The organism is Flavobacterium sp. (assembly GCF_047602195.1).
In the GTDB taxonomy this organism is placed as follows: Bacteria; Bacteroidota; Bacteroidia; order Flavobacteriales; family Flavobacteriaceae; genus Flavobacterium.
In genome coordinates this window covers 20,612-38,325 of sequence record NZ_JASGHW010000002.1, presented here as the reverse complement: position 1 = coordinate 38,325, position 17,714 = coordinate 20,612, and the positions used below count along the sequence as shown (strand labels likewise).

The window sequence follows — 17,714 nt, the reverse complement described above, 5'->3', positions numbered from 1 at the left end:
AAATAGTATCTTTAACTCGTTTATAATCCGCAGCGTGAAACCATTTTTTATTCTTTTCCGATGGGTTGCCTTTGGCCTGATTGTGCTGGGCGGTTTCCCTGCCGTGGCGCAAGTCAAGCAAGGTGATGTTTTCCGTCAAAAGGTCGATTCATTGAACCGCATTGCGTTCGACCAACCGGTTTCGGTGTTGCGTTCGGCAGATTCGATGGTCAAAATGGCATTGCACAACCAACGGTATGGCGATTATGCCTTGTTGCTCCAGGTACAGGGCGTGGCCGAAACTTCGCTCGGCAATAATACCAAGGCGCTTTCGCTGCACATGAAATCGTACCGGGTGTTCGACTCGATCCACAACAATGGCGGAAAAATCCTGGCGCTGATCAACATCGGTACGGTGTACATGAATATCGAGAACATCGGGAAAAGCAAGCAATACCTGCTCAAGGCACTGTCGCTGACCCAAAAGGGCGACTACAATTACCTCAAGACGATTTATGTGAACCTCGGCGTGGCGATGACCTACGAGGACGATTTCGACAAGGCGATCGGGTATTATCTCAAGGCGATTCCGTACCTCGAATATTGGAAAGACGAAAATGGGCTGACCATCAACTACCACAACATCGCGGCCTGTTATACCGAGATGGGCAAACTGGACCAGGCCATCGCTTACGAACTCAAAGCCTATGCGCATTACCAGAAATCGGGCAGCACGAGCTCGCTCGCGATGATCACGCTCGAACTCGGCAAACTGTACACCGACAAGGGCCAGCTTGACAAAGCCAAAAAATTCCTCGACATCGGCGGAAAGGCGGCGCATGACGTACAATCGCCTTACTACCGCGACACCTTTTACGAATACCTCGCGTATTGGTACAAGGAATCGGGCCAATACGAGCAAAGCACGGAGTATTTGCAGAAATTGATGGTGCTGCGCGATTCGATCCACTCGGATGAAACCCGCGAGAACAATGCGATGCTCGAAAACCAATTCCAGTCGAGCTTGCAGGCCAAGGAACTCGAATTGCTGCGCGTACAGAAAAAACTCGATGCGGCCAAGATCGAGCAGAACAACATTTGGCGCATGGTCTTTGCCGTCTTTGCCGTGTTTTGCCTGGCGTTGATTTTCATCCTGTACCGAAACTACAAGCTCAAACAGAAAGCCAATCGTCTGCTCAACCAAAAGAACGACGCGCTGACCGAGCAGAACCTGCGGCTCGAGAATGAAAATATCCTGGTGCAATATGAGACGCTCAAGAACCAGGTCAGTCCGCACTTTTTGTTCAATTCGCTCAATGCCTTGGCTTCCTTGATCAGCACCGATCCGCAGAAAGCGGTCAAGTTTACCAATGCGTTTTCCAAAATCTTCCGCAATACGCTCGAACGCAAGGACCGTCATTTGCTCAAGCTCAGCGAGGAATTGCAACATGTGAACGCTTATCTTTCGCTGCAGAAGATGCGTTTTGGGGACAACCTGATCACCGATATTGCGGTACCATCTGACCGCTTGGCTGATTACCTGCCGCCGTTTTCGTTGCAGATGGTCGTCGAGAACGCAATCAAGCACAACAGCATCAGTTCGAGCGAACCGCTCACGATCCACATCCGGGTCAAGGGCGATTTTCTCGTGGTGACCAACAATTTGCAGCCCCGCCAGTTTGTCGAGGATTCGACCGGAACCGGTGTCGAAAACATCCGTTCGCGCTACAAATACGTCACTGAACTCGAACCGGTTTTTGAAATCAGGAACCAGGAATATTATGTACAACTTCCGCTAATCCAAGAAGAATGATCAAAGCTGTAATTATCGAAGACGAAAAACCGGCGGCCGATTACCTGGCCTCGGTACTGCTGAAAGTGGCCCCCGATCTTTCGGTGGTCAAGACCATCGACAATGTCAAGGGCGCGGTGCAATGGCTGGCCGATAACCCGGTCGATTTGATTTTCCTCGACATCCATCTGGGCGATGACATCGGTTTTTCGATTTTTGACAAGCTCAAGATTGCGGTGCCGGTCATTTTTACGACGGCCTACAACCAGTACGCCATCCGGGCGTTCAAGCTCAACAGCATCGATTATTTGCTCAAGCCGTTTTCGGAGGAAGATTTGCAACAGGCGCTCGACAAGTTCCGTAGCCAGAAAAATCCCGCTTCGATCGACATTCAGGCGCTGATCGAGGCCATGAACAAGAAGCCCGATTACCAGGAACGCTTCATGGTGGTTTCTGGGCAGAAGATCAAGAGCATCCCGATTGAGGAGGTCGCTTATTTTATGTCGGAAGGCCGTTATGTGAAACTCGTCACCAAAGCCAACGAGAAATTTTTGCTCGACCAATCGCTTGAGAGCGTCGTGCACAAGACCGACCCGCATTTGTTTTTTCGCGTCAACCGGCAGTTTTTGGTGGGTTTTTCGGCCATCCAACAGATGATTGTCTGGTCCAAGAGCCGCATCAAGCTCGAACTCAAACCTGCCCCGGAAATCGATGTGATTGTGAGCATCGACCATTCGGGGGAATTCAAACGTTGGCTCAACCGTTAATCTTTCTGGGTTTTTTCGTGGATTTTTTCGAGTGTTTTCTTCGACGTCAATTTCAGGAACAACACCGTTGTGGCAATGGTTGCTGAAATGGCGTTGGCGATGATGACCGGCCAGTCGGTTTTCAAAATACCGTAGATGGTCCACAGAATTAATCCGGCGAGCAAGACGCAATAGGTGAGGGCCGAAACGTCCTGGGTTTTTCGCGTTCGGATGATTTTGACGAGCTGCGGGATGTTGCACAGGGTCGTAAAAAGTGCGGCGGTGAATCCGAGAATTGAAATGGTATCCATGATTTTGGTGTTTTTTCGGGACTTAAAATTAGCCTCCGATGGGTCAAAATTTGTTACTTAACCTCCACTAAATCATTTAGAATTGCCACCTGCAGGTTCGCAGATTGAAACGGCTTAACAAAACTTTTACGCAAAAAGGCTTGCATTTGCAGATTTCTGTTGTATATTTGCACCCGAACATCGCGGGATAGAGCAGTAGGCAGCTCGTCGGGCTCATAACCCGAAGGTCACAGGTTCGAGTCCTGTTCCCGCTACTAGAGCAAAAGCTTGAAATCAAACGGATTGTGTAACGCAATCCGTTTTTTTATGTCTTCGATTTCGTTACTTTTACTCAGCGTACATGAAAACGTACACGATTTCACTATGAAATTAAACTTTTCAGAACCCAAAATCTTTACTGGTGGCATTGCAATGGCCAATTGGGCTAAGCTTTCAAAGGAAGCCCAAAATGAAGCTTTGAAGAAAGATTGGTACATCTATTATTCTTTCCGCGATCCAAAAACCGGAAAATTAGTACGTCAGCCAAATATTAAAGCCGGAGCAAATAAATTCAAAAACTGCAAAGACCGTATTGCAGTATTGAAAACGTTGCAACGGAATTTGCTGATGCTTTTGCAAAAAGGTTTTAGCCCATATGCCGATAATACAGCACTGGAAGTGCAGTTGTTTCAAAAGGAAACGGCAGCAATAGAACCATTGCAATGTAACGTTGCAACGACCGTTGCAACGGCTTTTGCAAAACCCGATATGACTTTTGCAAAACCCGAGAATCAAGATATTTTAATTGGTGAAGCATTCGCTTTGGCCTTGAAAGTAAAGGCAAATGTGTTAAGCAAAACTTCTTTTCCGGGATTCAGCAGTAATGTAAAGCGTTTTGAAATTTGGCTCAATGAGAATGGTTTTGCACAATGCGCCATTGCAACGGTTACGAAGAAAGAGGTTATCGACTATTTGAATGTGGTTTTGGAGAGGACAAGTCCGAGAACGCGTAACAATACCAGGATTGATATTAGTACTTTATTTCAAACATTAGTGGACAATGAAATCATTAAAGAAAATTTCGTTGCAACGGTTAATGTTTTGAAGGCAACACCCGAGAGAAATAAAACCTACACGGCAACGTTGCAACGGGATATTTATGACTACATGGAACAGAATGACAAGATTCTTTTGTTATTCGTCAAATTCATTTCGTATAATTTCCTAAGACCGATTGAAGTTTGCCGATTGAAAGTCGACGACATTGATGTAATTGATAGAAAACTTTATGTGAAGGCAAAAAACAGCCCGGTTAAAACTAAAATCATTCCTGAGATTTTGATCAACGATTTACCGGATTTGTCAAAATTAAATAAAACAGATTTTTTGTTTACGCCAACTGAAATAGGAGGTGAGTGGAATACTGCAGAAAATGACAAACGGGATTACTTTTCCAAGCGTTTCAAAAAGGTCAAAGACCATTTTGGTTTGGGAAAAGATTACGGTTTGTATAGTTTTCGCCATACTTTCATTACTAGGTTGTATCAGGAATTTGCAAAAGTGATGACACCCTATGAAGCTAAGAGTAAATTAATGTTGATTACAGGGCATACCACAATGGATGCGTTGGAAAAATATCTTAGGGATATTGATGCGGTTTTGCCGGAGGATTATTCGGGGTTTTTATGAATACTGTTCGTAATTTTAATGATTTCGACAAAATTATCTAGATTGCCGATTTTTACAATGTCACCGACAGAATGGCCCAATAGTGAGGTGGCTAACGCAGATTTATAATAAATCTTTTGAACGCCTGAATTATCAGGCTTATTGTTTTCGGTCTCGACAAGTTGAACGTCAATATCTCTATTATTGTTCATGTATTTTACTTTTACCTTACTGTTGAGCTTCACTTCTTCGGTTGTAATCTTTATTTGACTTTGAGCGATAGGTTCAATTGCTTGTAAAACTTCCTTATCTCTATCGATAACTGCTGCAGAATTTTGATAAACATAATTTTCAATAGGAATTATATCATCTGTAAAAGCAGTTGAAGTTTCTGAATGGTCCGCGAAATTTTTAATCGTTGATTTCATTTGATTAATAAAATCAACCAGTTTAGTTGTTTCCCGATTCGGATTCCGCCACCAATTGGTGCTCCAAATTCGATGGAACACAAAACCATGATTTTCTAACATTTTTTGTCGATGCCTATCATACAAATACGCTTCTCGGCTGGAATGATATTTTGCACCATCACATTCTATTGCAATTTTTGGAGCGCCAATTATTTTGGGGTCATAAACAATATCTATTCTGAATTCAGCGAATTTCATTTGTGGAATTAGATGGTCAATTTCAAAATGGTCCATTAGTCTTTGATAAACTTCTTCTTCAAACGGAGATTCTAAATCACCTCCTGCCAAAGAATTGAAACTGGTACTTTTTGTTGTGTTTTCGGCTAATGCAGTCAAAACAGAAATGCGTCCTTCTTCATTAGCTTCACTCACTGATTTGCAATATGCCAAATAAGCATATAAAACCGCTCTTTTGTTATTTGATCCTTCCGTAATCAAATGCCCCTTATAATCCATGAAATTCTCTTCGGGAACAGATGTACAGATGTAAATTTTGTATTTCGCCCTTGTAATAATTACGTTTAATAACTTATAACCTTTCGTGTGATTGATGGGACCGAAACGCTGTGCAAACTTTCCGTCTTTACCTTTTCCGTAGGTTGTGGAAAGAATTATAACATCTCTCTCATCGCCTTGAATATTTTCCAAGTTTTTGATAAACATACCATTTTCAATAAGTTCTTGAATCTTCATATTGAATTGTTCAAATTTTGAAAATTTTTGGCGCTCGAATATCTTACGATTGATCAAATCTCTTTGAGCAATATTAAATGTAGCAATGCCAACAGTTGGATATTCACCATTGGGCAACCTATTAATATTATTTTCAATAATCGAAAGCACCATTTCCGCTTCTGCTTCATTAGTGTGATCTGAAAATGTTCCGTTTACTTGAATATATTTTATTGGTGTATAATCGAAATTGTTCGGCAATGGTTTTAATCGTTGATTGTAAAATGCATAATTGGAGAAATCGATTAAAAAAGGATGTCTCGAACGGTAGTGGAAGTCTAAATGTTTTTTTTGAAAATTTAATTCGGATGCAAAATCAAGCAGCGATTCGCAAGACAATAAAATGTTATCCTTGTCAACTACAATTTCGTCGTCTTCCTCTAAATCATCCTCATCTTCAATCGTTCCGTCGAAAACTTTACTGAAATAATTGGATGGAGGCATTTGGTGTTCGTCTCCTGCAATGACAATTTGTTTGCCTTTTAATATTGCAGGTAAATTGTCTTCGAGCCGTAACTGACTGGCCTCGTCGAACATCACAATGTCAAAATATCCATTCATGCCTTTAAAAAGGTTGCTGGCAACGTCTGGAGTTGTAAGGACGATAGGAAAAAATGTACAAAACAAATCGGCATCTTTTTGAACAATCTGTCTAAGTGATAACCTTTTAAACCTGTTGCTGCTGCGTTTGTTGTATAGATTCTCTACAGTTAGGCCGCCATTGATGTGTTCGAAATTCCGGGTTTCGTCAATCTGTTTTGAAAACCAAAATTCTTTGATGAACTTCAATTGCTCTTTTTCTAGTCCGGTCAATGCATCTTCCAATTCGGTGTGCTCTTGATCACTTGTTGGTAAGTCCAAATTGGCAGAATTAATCAATAAAGAATTTAGATAAAAAACCATGAACGATTTTTTCCAGTTGTTTTTTGTTCTTAATTCATGGATCAGTTTCTTGTCCGGTTCACTTAAACCATTGTAAAATTGAAACCATTTGAATTCGATTGCAAACAAATCCTCATTGGCATCAAAGTAATCATTTTTGTTTTTCATTAGTGATTCGACATCCAGAATAAATGAGTTCAAATCTTTGAGTTTTGGTTTGTTCATTACCCAATTATCAGATTTGATTTTTTCGGTTAATTGAGAAACCTTTTTTTGAAGTTGAGGAAGGATTTTGGCATCAATAACATTTTCTTTTAAAAGATCAATACTTTCAAACTCTTTATGGAGCTTGGTTTCAAATCCATCATCGATTGACGCAATTGTAGATTTGATTTCCGATAAAATCATTCTGTTTTCTTGAAATGATTTATCAAATGAATAGTTTAATTGTATGTCTTTGCTGTCAATCAAATTCTTTGCTAAATTTTGAAAAAGGAAGTTTATCTCGGAAAGATAATCTTTAAAAGAATCATCAATAGAAAGCAATTGCTTTTTAAATGTTGCTGAATTTTTGTCATTGTTTATTGCCGATTGAAGAGAATGAAAAAGTATTTTGGAGTTGTCTGTAGTTAGGATACAATCAAGTCCAAACAATGTAAATTCATTTTCAATTATTTCTGCGAAATTACTTTTGATGGTTTCGATTTCATTTTTAAATGCAGCGAGGTTGCTTTTCTGTGTTGTCAAATCTCCATTCAGACTAAGCGCTGCAAAATCTTTTGATTCAACAATTAGGTTTTCTATTTTTTTAAAATTATCCTGTAATGCAATTTGATTTGAAATCGTCTGTTTTTTTGTTCCAGAGAATATTGAAAGTAACTTGAATGTAAAACTGTTGACTTTTTCAACGTTTGTTAGGTCTTGATTATTGGGATTATTGTTAAATATTTCTTCAATATCATACAATATCGATTCAATCATTTTTAATTGGTCTGCAAATTCAGTATTTCTAAAATTGCAATAATCTTTTTTTGCATTTGATAGTAGAGACGTCAACTCGTGTTCTTTTTCAAAAATTTTGTCGAAGCAATCATTGATCAATGCGATTTGTTTTTTTATCTCTGATTTTCGATTATTGAAAAACTCCTTTTTGGTCGTTTCTAAATCCGATTTGATTAGGATAATTTGTTTGGAATAAAAATCAAAATCCTCATTTACAGTTTGTTCTATCAAGTAGAGATTGTCGCCTATTAGTTTGGTTGGATTGATAAACGATTTTGATTCAATTGGCAGATAGTCAGAGAAAAGTTTTTGCCCGTTTTCAATGATAATGAGATAATTATTTAATTCTGGTAGCGAATAATTAAACCGGTCTTTTTCGATATTGAGATTGTTGTCGTCAACATTGTTTTTGACTTCAGCTAATAAATCTCCAACAATGTGGGTCCAAGTCTTATCTCCAATCAATCTTTTGTCGAGTTTTTGGTGCTTGACATTGATGGTAGAAATTAAATTCTTGGCTTTATCTATTAAATTGCCTAGGGTCTCTTTTGAAAAATTGTATCGGTATCGCTTGTACTCAGAGTTATCTACCCTGTCTCTTACAGAATCGACAACTGTTTTCCTGTCTTTTACAATATCACGTATCAATACGCAATGGTAATTTAGCCCTTTTTCGATAAGTGCATTGTGCAAAACCTCTAATGCAGTTCTTTTTTCGCAGACTACAATTGTTTTCTTGTTATTTTCAAGTGCATTAACAAGAACAGCAGTTAGAGTTTGACTTTTGCCCGTTCCGGGAGGCCCCTGTATGAGTACATTCCTAGTAGACTCTAAAGAGTGCAATATGCTTTGTTGCGAAGGGTCGGTTTCAATGGAGGATATTGGTTGAAAATGATGTCCTTCTAAATCTTCAAGATTGATTTTCATGCCTTCCAGCTCCATGAGGTTGGCATAATCATTAATGATATTTTGTTTTTGTACCTCAAATATTGAAAACAACCCGCCAAATTCAATAAAAGAATTGGTAGAGTTGAGCGGTAATTTCTCATAATGGTTTTTATCGCCAATTGAAACAATGTTGTCCAATTTCTGCTTAAAGGTCTGTTCTAAATCGGCAGGCGGAGAGGTGTTTATATTCCGAATCAGATTGGAACATATTTCAATAACTTCCTCTTTACTGATTAACCCGTCATCGAGCATTTCGCTTGGAATCTTTTCTATATCTACACCGGAATCGTTTTGCAAATGATTAATCAATACCTCATTGATGTAAATTGGATCATCTTCATTGCGCAGGATTTCCCATGTATTGAACTCTTTTGTCCTTTTGATTTTTAACGACCAGATTAAAATTGGTGCGACGGTCAATTTATTGTCGGTTTTATCCCGACGTGCTAAAACAGGAAAACCGAATCCAAATGTATTGATGCCTTTTTCAGATTCTATTGCATCGGTTTGATTGATAAGATTTTCAAATGCCTTTGTGATTTTAACCAATTGAACCTGTTCTTCTTCGAAAAGGGAATTCAAATCAGGGACGTTGTCTTTCCAGCTTATCCTGAACTTCAATGGTAGTTCAGAAAGCAAAGCTGTGATGAAATTGTTTGGTAGGTTTTTGTCAATATGGGAAAGTCTGTTTAGGTCAAATTTATATCTGGAATTGGCCGGAATGGCATTTAGGTGGACGCCTCGACGATTACCGATTTTTAGACGTCTTTGTAATTCGGATAGTAGTTTTTCGGTTAGTTCCATCTTTCAGGCTTTAGTTATTGACATTTGAGCAGGCTCAGCTATTCTTTTTTAATCTTTTTTATTAATTCATCAAAAGCGATTGAAACCCAATCTTTTTTCCATTCAGTCCTGAAAAGGATATCATTAGAATCTGGCTTGTCCGACAAATCTTTTATCCTTACAATAGTAGGTATCGGAATACTATCGCCAATAATCAAAGCTTCTTGCCTTTCCAGAACCGGTAAAGTGTCGGTAATTGCACTTACGCTATCAGGCATCAACCTTTTTACGTATTGCTGATCTGTAGGATTGGTAAGTCTCATTGCTACGAAATTGTTGCATTGAGAGAAAATAGTTTCTGATATTTCGGAAGGTCTTTGGCTCACAATCATCAATGATAAGCCGTACTTTCGTCCTTCTTTGGCAATTCTTTCAATTGATTTTTTTACGGATCGATATTTTGCCCCATCGCTATGAGGAATATAATTATGAGCTTCTTCGAGTACTAAAAGAAAAGGTACTTCATCGGTATTTGATTTAATTGTCTTGTAATAAAAACAAAAATCGAATATCAGTCGGCTGATAAGCGATACAACAATGCTTAAAACTTCAAATGGAATTCCACTTAAATCAATAAGCGTAATGTTGTCTTTTTCCGAATCGGTATAGCCAATAAATTGTTTTAGAATTTCTGGGAAATCTGATGTTTGATATTCGGTTGTTGCACTTTTTTTAGGTTTGAGTAAAAATGATAACCGGTCATCGTTGATCTTTGATTCGAGTCGCATCACGAACCTGTCAAATTCACCATTGAATGGGCCATTTGATGCTTTTGTCGCAGCGGCAGTCGATGAGACCACGAATGATTTGACACCATCAAAGTAGTAATCACATCTATCGTCAACCAATGTGCCATCAGCAAGTTTTGGCCGCGCATTTTCACCATCTAGTTTTCCAACAACTTCATTGTTGAGATTGGTAATGAAATTATGAACTTCACCAAGGCTAAAATACAATGGCGAATCATAAGAGACGTTTTCAATTCCGGTGTTATGTTTCCTTTTGTTTTGGATTACAGCGTATCTGAATTGAGAAATTTGATTATGGGAATTGTTTTCATTACTTTCAATAAACATTTCTTCCAATTCTTCGGAATTCATTAGCCAATAGGGAAGTACAAGGTTGCCAACATCCAATTTTTTTGATTTTGGGAAAGCGGTTTTGTATTCACCATGTAAATCGAAAAGCAAAATATGGGTATTGTTTAGCACGGCTCGATCGGATTGATCTTGTGAAGGTTTGATACCTTCTTGTAAAATTCTTGCTACGGTTCCTGATTTTCCAGAACCAGTTGATCCAACTACGGCTAAATGTTTACTGAAAAACTTATCTCCATCAACTGCAATATCAATACTATTATTTTGTGCGAGACTGGAAAAAATAAATTTCTTATCGCTTTCAACTGATTCGTAAATAGTTTTTAATATTGTCTCATCGGCAATGCTGACTTGATTCGGCGGAATTGCAATTTGTTGTCCACCTCTTTTAAATTTTCCTGACTCATCCAAAAAACCGATTGGCTGCGCATCTAAAATAAATGTTGGCGACGTTACGGGTGTTTCGCCTCCAGTTGTCGTTTCACGAATTTTGAAGCTTTCTACTAATGCAATTATTGAAGTGTTAGAGTCGTCAGAAATTTTTAAATAACTCCCGATTGTAAAATCCGTTGTGTCTTGTTTGAAACGTTCGGCATCAAGAACTTCGATTTGAATTAAACTAGGTGCTACTGTCAGGATGCGAAAGATGTCTGATGTATTTGATGTTGTCATAATTTATGATGCTATTATTTTGAATGCGTCTTGGAGGTTTTCACAATATTTAAATTCAAAAAATTGTCCTGAGGAAAATCGCGTAGGGAAATCTTCATCTGAAAAACAAATAAATATGCTTGGAGAGTTGATGCCTGATATGTTTGTCATAAATGTCTCTTTTGAAATGAGTTTAACAAGGTAGGAGGCTTTCGATATTTTTGCTCCATTCTTACTGGTATTGATTATCGGTTCTATATTGAAAATAGTTGATGAAAATTCTAGTTCCTCATATCCATCGTTAAAAATAACCTCACGTTGTATCAGCTCTTTTTTTAAATTATGTAGAATTGCTTTATCTGCATCGATAATAAAAGTGAGTGGTTTTGCATTTCGCATAGATGAATTCGGTTTGTAAAATTTAGCTGTGGCATTTTCTATAAAAGCCGCAAGTGGAAGTTGGGTATTGTCTGCTGAAACCAAATTGTTTCCAACTAAAATGATTTTACTCCTTGAAGGTTCTAAAGCCCTCAATGATTTCAAACTTTGTGAGGACTGTTTTAAATATTCTTTTTTGTTGCGAATTGCAATAAACCATTCATTGAAAAGTTTTTTTCGAACATCTATTGCTGTAAAAAAATCTAATCGTGTTATTTTCCTATCGTTGATGTCTTTTTTGATAGCCTTGTCAACAACAACTCGCAATGCATTATTATAAAAATGGGTATCAGCTTCAAATTCGCTACATGAAAATGTGGTCCTAAATTTTTGAAGAATTTGGCTTTGCTGTGTGTAGAACTCTGTTCCGAAAATCAATTTGAATTGAGATAAGAAAACTTTTAGTTGATCGTCGGTTATGCCTTTTTCAATTTCGTAATGTTTTTCAACCTTATTTTCGGAATAGGTTAAAATATCTTTGAGTTTTGTCAGGTCAATATCAGGCTCATTTCCAGCAGTTTCATTTTCAAAATGGGTATATAAAACATATTTTAAATCATTTGGTGTTGAAGGATTTGTAAAATGGTCAAGCATTAATGAAATAGGTTCTCTTACCGCAGAATTAATAAATCTTGGTTTCGAGAGGTATTTGCATTGTACCGTTGTTGTCTCTGATGCGGATTCGATATCAATGTCTTCTATTCCTTCAATTACAATCGAGTCGGTATCAGACTTTAAATCGAGTAATTTTAAAATCGAAGTGTCAAATTGATAATAGTAGCCTTTGATAGTGGCATCTGCTGCTCTTGTTGCCATAATTATCAAGACTTAAAATCCTCAATTATATCAAAAAAGTCAAACTCATGTATTAATGTGATTGTATGACCTTCCTTTCTCATGCTCAATGCTTTTTCTACTTTCCTACCATAACAAGCAAATGCCCAGGCTGGGTTCCCATTATCGCCCACAATGAGATAATCGGTTTTTTTATTTACCGTATTGGTAGGAATGCCGCCCAACGCTTCTATGCGTTCTAGTAATTCCTGCCTTCCACAACTGTTGAGAACACCGGTTACGCAAAATGTTTTTCCGTCGAAATCTACATTCGGGTCACTAGTGCAGAGTCCAGATATATGAATATTTGCTGTTTCGTCTTTTACCTTTCGAAGCCATTTCTTGGTTGTTCAGCTTGACGAACTGATTGAAGTAGGCTTGCAATACCAATCGTTCCTCTTCATCCACTTTGTGGTCGCTTGTAATTGACAATAGTAGACTTCTCAATTCATCATAGGGATAATAAGTGGTAAGATGGTCATTTGCCTCAAGCCATTTGTTGAGCATGAAAATTTCCTCGTCGTTGATTATTCCATCCGACAGGATGCCATGACATAAGCCTTGCAACGTTTGGAGATCGGCGGTGACTGCATTATAATAGTAATTGCCTTGCTCATATTTTTGGCAAAGCCAATATAAATCTTCGATAACTTCGTTGTTAGGAATTCCATTGTTGATACTTTCCCTGATGATTTGCATGAATTCCTTGAATGGATTTTTGGAAACTAATGTTTCATGTTTTTCAACCCATTGGTTAAGCTCCAAAATTTCGCGGTCGTTTACTTCTCCGTCAAGATTAATTCCCGAAAGTAATCCTTTCAAGGAGTTGATGGCTTTGTCATTTTCGCTTTTGGTCGTGTAAATTCGATAGGTGAGGGTTTCTAAATTTTCCATTGGATTGAATTTTAGATTAACATGTTTTTGCGTTGGAACAGTTTATTTAAGGCACAGAAAATGGCAATGGCGTGTAAAAATATTTATTCATTCCCCAATGGGAAAAGTGCACCTGGCAGTGCAAGAATAGCCGGAGTGGTATTAGCTATGAATGTGTTTCAAAAATAGTAATTTAGATTAAAGTTGGTAATTTTCTATACGTTATTTTTAAAGTTGGATAAGATAATCTATGTTGTGCAAAATATGCGATGGCTTTTGCAAAATCAAGGTCAAAATAAATCCACCATTACGGTGGATTTTTGTTTAGATGAAGATTTTTTAATTTTCCAACAAAGTTTTACCGTTTTGAAACGCTATATTTTTTTATCCCAATGAGTCGCTTCTATATATTCCAGAATTACTTGATTTTTATCGTAAATGATAAACTCTAATTTATCGTTGGAAAAAGATTGTTGATTTATAAATTCTTTTGCTGAAACACTGTTGTCAAATACCCGATAAATAGCATCGTCAGTATCGTTTTTATAAAGTTCTAATTTATGGTTTAATATATGGCCGGTTGCTCCATCTGCAATAACTACTGCCACTTGATCGGCTATTAAAACAGGGTATTTACTAGTGGCTTTTACTGACATAATTCTAGTTTAATAAGTATATAATTTGTGCAAGAATAACAATGTTCCCATAATAACAAACAACCACCATTTGTTGTGAAAGTAGCCGAATTGTGTTTTGTTTTTTGAGAGCTTAATTGCTATTCCAGCAACGATAAGTCCTACAGGTGCGAGAAAATTACCAATAATTTCAAAAGACATATTAAAAGGATTTAATTAAATAGGACATTGAAAAAATAATGATTAGTATAATGATAACCCATAACCTAATTTTTTCAAATTTTGTGATTGGCGTTTCAAAAAGATCATTTTCTTGCCGGCCTTTTAACCACCATTTATAGAAGAAATACATTAGTGCAGCTCCAATGGCGCACAATATACCGATTGTTAGATTTTCATAGTTTTGAATCATTTACTGTTCTGTTACTTTTTTCACACCAGCTTTTGAATTATCGACCGCTGTGTTTTTTATTATCTCTTGAGTAGCTCTTACGGCTTCTTTTACCTCCTGTTTTACTGTTTCTTTAGATCCTGGAACAACTTTGCCAACTAGGGCTCCAACAACTGCCCCGGTTGTTTCTTCTGCGAGCTTTGCTCCACCTTCTTTATTGTCACCAACGATCAAATTAGTTGTAATTTCGACAACTGCTCCAATTCCAGATACGGCGCTTCCGGCTGCAGCAATTTCTAAGCCAGGTGCGGCACCAACCCCTTCGAAGATGGCCCCAACAGCTGCAGCTCCAAGACCTACTTTAGTGATTTTGTCTCCAACCTTTTGAACTATTTTTGCAGCTCCAAGAATTTGTCCTTTATGATTGGCAACAGTTTTTTGGGCTTTGACAACCGCCTTTGTAGCTGTGACTTTTACATCGTCTATAGTTTTATTTACGCTGGCTTTAAATGAATTGACCGTATTTGTAAACGCGGTCTTAAAACTCGCTGGAAAATCCGGCCAATTGCCATCAGGATCAATAAAATAGACAGGATTATTAAAAGAATACACATAAGGTGAATATTCTCGGCCTTTCTCTGCCAATGGGTCAGTATTCATCCACCTCCCCAAAGCCGCATCATAATTCCTCGCCCCGTAATCATACCAATTCAAAGACAACTCGTCCTGCCACTCCTTCCCATTGTATTTATACTTATACAACGGTACCAAAGCCACTTCCGGCGTACTGCCGCGCAACTTCATCACCGTTACATTGTAGTTGGTGTGTTTAAGCCCAAACGGATAGTAATGGTTTTGTTCCATGATTGTAGGCGCAGCGTTCGGGTCGGGGCTTTCGGTAAAACTCAAGCGCGTGTTGCCCAAATGGTCCTTGTAATGAAACACATCCTTGAACACATCCGTGTCGAAATTGACATAACCTTCAGCTGTTGGGAAGAACTGCAAGACACCGTTCTTGTATTGGAAACCGTCGAAATAGTCAGTCGTCGTAAGAACGTTTTGCGGCGAGGTCACCTTCTTTTGCATCTTCCTGCCCGCCGAATCGTAAATGTACGAAATTTTCTGTGGCAGTGAAGTGAAGGTAATTTCCGTCGGCAAATTCAAATGGTTGTACTTGATCGCGGCGATGCCTTTGTTGCGGTCGACGGTCATGTTGCCGAAATTGTCGTATTCGAAATCGGGCAATCCTGTGGCGTTGCCTTTTTTAAACCCGAAGGTACTGTTGGCTCCTGCCGCATCAGTGACCGAGGAAAGCACGTTGGTGCCGTTGCTGTTCGTGTAGTTGTAGGTCAGGTCGTCGATTGGGATAGCCTGTGCCGCATCGGGATGGTCGAAATCGCCCTTGCGTTTCATGGTCACGATGTTCCCGTTTTTGTCGTAGGTCGCACTTTCGTTGTATGCGCCGGTCACACCGTTGGCCAGGTTGGGCTTCATGTAAACGGCATCTTGTAATCTGTTGAGCGCGTCATAAAAATATCCGTATTTGCGGATGGTGTTGTCGGCGCTGCTGAGCCAATAAGTCTCTGAAATATTGCCGTTGTACAAAGCTTTTCCGGTATATCCGGTCTGGTTTTCGACGGTCGCGTAATTGATCTTGAACGAAAACAAATCTTTTTCGGAAACGTTGAGCACCGGATTGTTCGAGGCATCGGTATTGATCCCTGTGAGCCAGTCGCGGATGTTGTACGAATAATTGATCGTTTGCAGCGGATTGCCAACGTTGCGCCCCACTTTCTTGACGATCACTTTGCCGAGTTCGTCATAAGTATTGTCGGCCAACAACGTATGGTTGCCCCCGTTGATCGAATGCGTATGGGTCAGCAATCGCTCCTGGTTCGAGTACTCGAAATTGTCCACCACAGTGATTTCGGTATCGGCAGGAACCCGTTTGTGCTTGGTCCTGGTTAAAAGCGTTTTGCCCAGGAAGTCGTATTTGGTATCGACCTGGGTATAGCCGTTGAGGTAATTTTTGGTGTGTGTGCGTAAGTTGCGTCCCTTCTTATCATAAAGAGTATAAGTGAGGTTTCCATAAAATTGGCCGTCCAAGAGTACACGCGAAAAAGTCGCGGTAAGCAAGCCTTTGGGATTGGCCAACACGCTTTCTCCTTCGATTGAGGTGGGTAGTGTTACCCCGATTAACTCAGAAATGCTATAATTGTCATAATAATTTACATCTAGAAAATGGATGCCTCCAGAGGTTGGAAAGACCTGACTGGTGTAGCCGATGTCGACCCAGCCTACTTGAGAACCGCCACGCACTTCATTGATGTGTGTCGCCGTATTGTATGAATTCTGCAGGTTGTTTCTTCCCCAACTGGTCGCAGGCTGGCTGTTGTACCAGATGTGATACACAGGGCGATCGAATTGATCGTATTTCGTAATGTTCCAACCTTCAGAAGTGGCTGAGCTTCCGGTGTATGGGAGATAGGCCGGCCCTGTTGCCACCACACGATCAAATTTGTCGTAAACGATAAAATCCCAGCTCGTTTTTCCCGGAATCTTTTTTTCCACAAGACGGTTCCTGTGGTCGTAGCGGTATTGGTAACAAAGATTATCTAACGTAGGCACTGAAGTATCGCCATTTGCTTTCGGAGGAATAACATAACTAAGGTTACCGAATTGATCATACACGTAATAAGTGTCGTGCGAAGTATTGACCGGAGTACCATTGGCGGTCGAAGTACCATAAGCCCTTTTAAGTATAACTTGTCCGGCTTTGTTCTTGAATTCTTCGGTAGTATTGTCGGTCCCTGATGTCCAGTTTTCGTCCTTGACAATGGTTTTGTACAGTTCGTTTGCCGGATAGGTGCTGTTGCCGTTGTCCGAAAACGCAACGGTGTAGGTGCCGGAATTGGCATCCCAGGTGGCCACGGCCTTTATTTTTTTGACTTCGGAGGCGGCGTTGGTTTTGTATTCGTATTTGATTTCCTTCCCGTTGCCCATGGCCCAGGTGCTTCCGGGGGATGCTTGTTTGAGCACACGGTTGAGTGGGTTATTTTCCAATTGCTTTTCCGAATAGGGACTTTGACCTGAATATCCGGTGTAAGACAGGGTATTGTTTTTCGCGTTGGGTTCGAAATCGAGTCCTGTATTGGGGCTTTTGTATGGCAAATACTCTTTAACCAAACGGTCGAAACTATCGTATTCGGCGTGCGTCACGATGTTTTTTCCAGTTGCTGACTGTTGGCTGGCGATTTTTTGGATGGGGCGGCCAATGCCATCATAATATTCGATAGAGGAAGACACGCGTGGGGGGTTGACCGTTCTTGGATCCTTGTAGGTGGTGGTCAGAATATAATTCTCGGTATTGGTCTGTGCCGACGCAAATGAGCAGATCAGCAACAATAATACGATATGAAGTTTATTTTTCATGGCGTTGGGGT

11 protein-coding genes and 1 tRNA gene are annotated in these 17,714 nt (G+C 39.6%); 4 read left to right on the top strand and 8 right to left on the bottom strand.

Going from position 1 to position 17,714, the window contains the following annotated elements:
* The first annotated feature begins 34 nt into the window (after positions 1–34).
* Positions 35–1,792: a histidine kinase gene (locus tag QM717_RS01150; protein ID WP_415033993.1), complete on the top strand. Its 1,758-nt coding sequence runs from the start codon at positions 35–37 to the stop codon at positions 1,790–1,792.
* On the top strand, positions 1,789–2,538 hold the full coding sequence (locus QM717_RS01145; protein WP_415033991.1) for a LytR/AlgR family response regulator transcription factor: 750 nt from the start codon (positions 1,789–1,791) through the stop codon (positions 2,536–2,538). Before QM717_RS01150 ends, QM717_RS01145 begins: the two co-directional genes overlap by 4 nt.
* Here QM717_RS01145 and QM717_RS01140 read toward each other — a convergent pair.
* Positions 2,535–2,828 carry a SemiSWEET family sugar transporter gene (locus QM717_RS01140; RefSeq protein ID WP_415033989.1) on the bottom strand — a complete coding sequence of 98 codons (294 nt, stop codon included), beginning with the start codon at positions 2,826–2,828 and terminating at the stop codon, positions 2,535–2,537. The two genes, QM717_RS01145 and QM717_RS01140, sit on opposite strands and share 4 nt — an antisense overlap.
* Before the next feature lie 181 nt (positions 2,829–3,009).
* Between QM717_RS01140 and QM717_RS01135 the strand changes: the two genes are divergently transcribed.
* Positions 3,010–3,082: transfer RNA gene (locus QM717_RS01135), tRNA-Met, on the top strand.
* A gap of 109 nt (positions 3,083–3,191) precedes the next feature.
* On the top strand, positions 3,192–4,496 hold the full coding sequence (locus QM717_RS01130) for a tyrosine-type recombinase/integrase (RefSeq protein WP_415033987.1): 1,305 nt from the start codon (positions 3,192–3,194) through the stop codon (positions 4,494–4,496).
* Here QM717_RS01130 and QM717_RS01125 read toward each other — a convergent pair.
* The 7 genes from QM717_RS01125 to QM717_RS01095 all read right to left on the bottom strand — a co-directional run bounded on the left by QM717_RS01125 (position 4,478) and on the right by QM717_RS01095 (position 17,703).
* Positions 4,478–9,313, bottom strand: coding sequence for an AAA domain-containing protein (locus tag QM717_RS01125; protein ID WP_415033985.1), 4,836 nt, complete (start codon positions 9,311–9,313; stop codon positions 4,478–4,480). The two genes, QM717_RS01130 and QM717_RS01125, sit on opposite strands and share 19 nt — an antisense overlap.
* A 38-nt stretch (positions 9,314–9,351) precedes the next feature.
* Complete coding sequence (locus tag QM717_RS01120; RefSeq protein ID WP_415033983.1) at positions 9,352–11,121, bottom strand: ATP-binding protein; 1,770 nt, start codon at positions 11,119–11,121, stop codon at positions 9,352–9,354.
* A 3-nt stretch (positions 11,122–11,124) separates the two neighbouring features.
* Positions 11,125–12,354 carry a DUF4297 family anti-phage-associated protein gene (locus tag QM717_RS01115; protein WP_415033981.1) on the bottom strand — a complete coding sequence of 410 codons (1,230 nt, stop codon included), beginning with the start codon at positions 12,352–12,354 and terminating at the stop codon, positions 11,125–11,127.
* A gap of 5 nt (positions 12,355–12,359) precedes the next feature.
* The gene (locus tag QM717_RS01110; RefSeq protein WP_415034904.1) at positions 12,360–12,671 is read right to left on the bottom strand and encodes a BRCT domain-containing protein; all 312 of its coding nucleotides are present in this window, start codon (positions 12,669–12,671) and stop codon (positions 12,360–12,362) included.
* A complete protein-coding gene (locus QM717_RS01105) occupies positions 12,652–13,266 on the bottom strand; it encodes a hypothetical protein (protein ID WP_415033979.1) in 615 nt (204 codons plus the stop codon). Before QM717_RS01105 ends, QM717_RS01110 begins: the two co-directional genes overlap by 20 nt.
* 353 nt (positions 13,267–13,619) lie before the next feature.
* A complete protein-coding gene (locus tag QM717_RS01100) occupies positions 13,620–13,901 on the bottom strand; it encodes a hypothetical protein (RefSeq protein WP_415033977.1) in 282 nt (93 codons plus the stop codon).
* Positions 13,902–14,292: 391 nt separating this feature from the next.
* A complete protein-coding gene (locus QM717_RS01095) occupies positions 14,293–17,703 on the bottom strand; it encodes a DUF6443 domain-containing protein (RefSeq protein WP_415033975.1) in 3,411 nt (1,136 codons plus the stop codon).
* Positions 17,704–17,714: the final 11 nt, after the last annotated feature.

What these genes read in the sequence shown, in the direction of transcription:
- QM717_RS01140 (WP_415033989.1), bottom strand. Translation starts at nt 2,828, where the DNA reads ATGGATACCATTTCAATTCTCGGATTCACCGCCGCACTTTTTACGACC.
- QM717_RS01125 (WP_415033985.1), bottom strand. Translation starts at nt 9,313, where the DNA reads ATGGAACTAACCGAAAAACTACTATCCGAATTACAAAGACGTCTAAAA.
- QM717_RS01095 (WP_415033975.1), bottom strand. Translation starts at nt 17,703, where the DNA reads ATGAAAAATAAACTTCATATCGTATTATTGTTGCTGATCTGCTCATTT.
- QM717_RS01100 (WP_415033977.1), bottom strand. Translation starts at nt 13,901, where the DNA reads ATGTCAGTAAAAGCCACTAGTAAATACCCTGTTTTAATAGCCGATCAA.
- QM717_RS01130 (WP_415033987.1), top strand. Translation starts at nt 3,192, where the DNA reads ATGAAATTAAACTTTTCAGAACCCAAAATCTTTACTGGTGGCATTGCA.
- QM717_RS01105 (WP_415033979.1), bottom strand. Translation starts at nt 13,266, where the DNA reads ATGGAAAATTTAGAAACCCTCACCTATCGAATTTACACGACCAAAAGC.
- QM717_RS01115 (WP_415033981.1), bottom strand. Translation starts at nt 12,354, where the DNA reads ATGGCAACAAGAGCAGCAGATGCCACTATCAAAGGCTACTATTATCAA.
- QM717_RS01145 (WP_415033991.1), top strand. Translation starts at nt 1,789, where the DNA reads ATGATCAAAGCTGTAATTATCGAAGACGAAAAACCGGCGGCCGATTAC.
- QM717_RS01120 (WP_415033983.1), bottom strand. Translation starts at nt 11,121, where the DNA reads ATGACAACATCAAATACATCAGACATCTTTCGCATCCTGACAGTAGCA.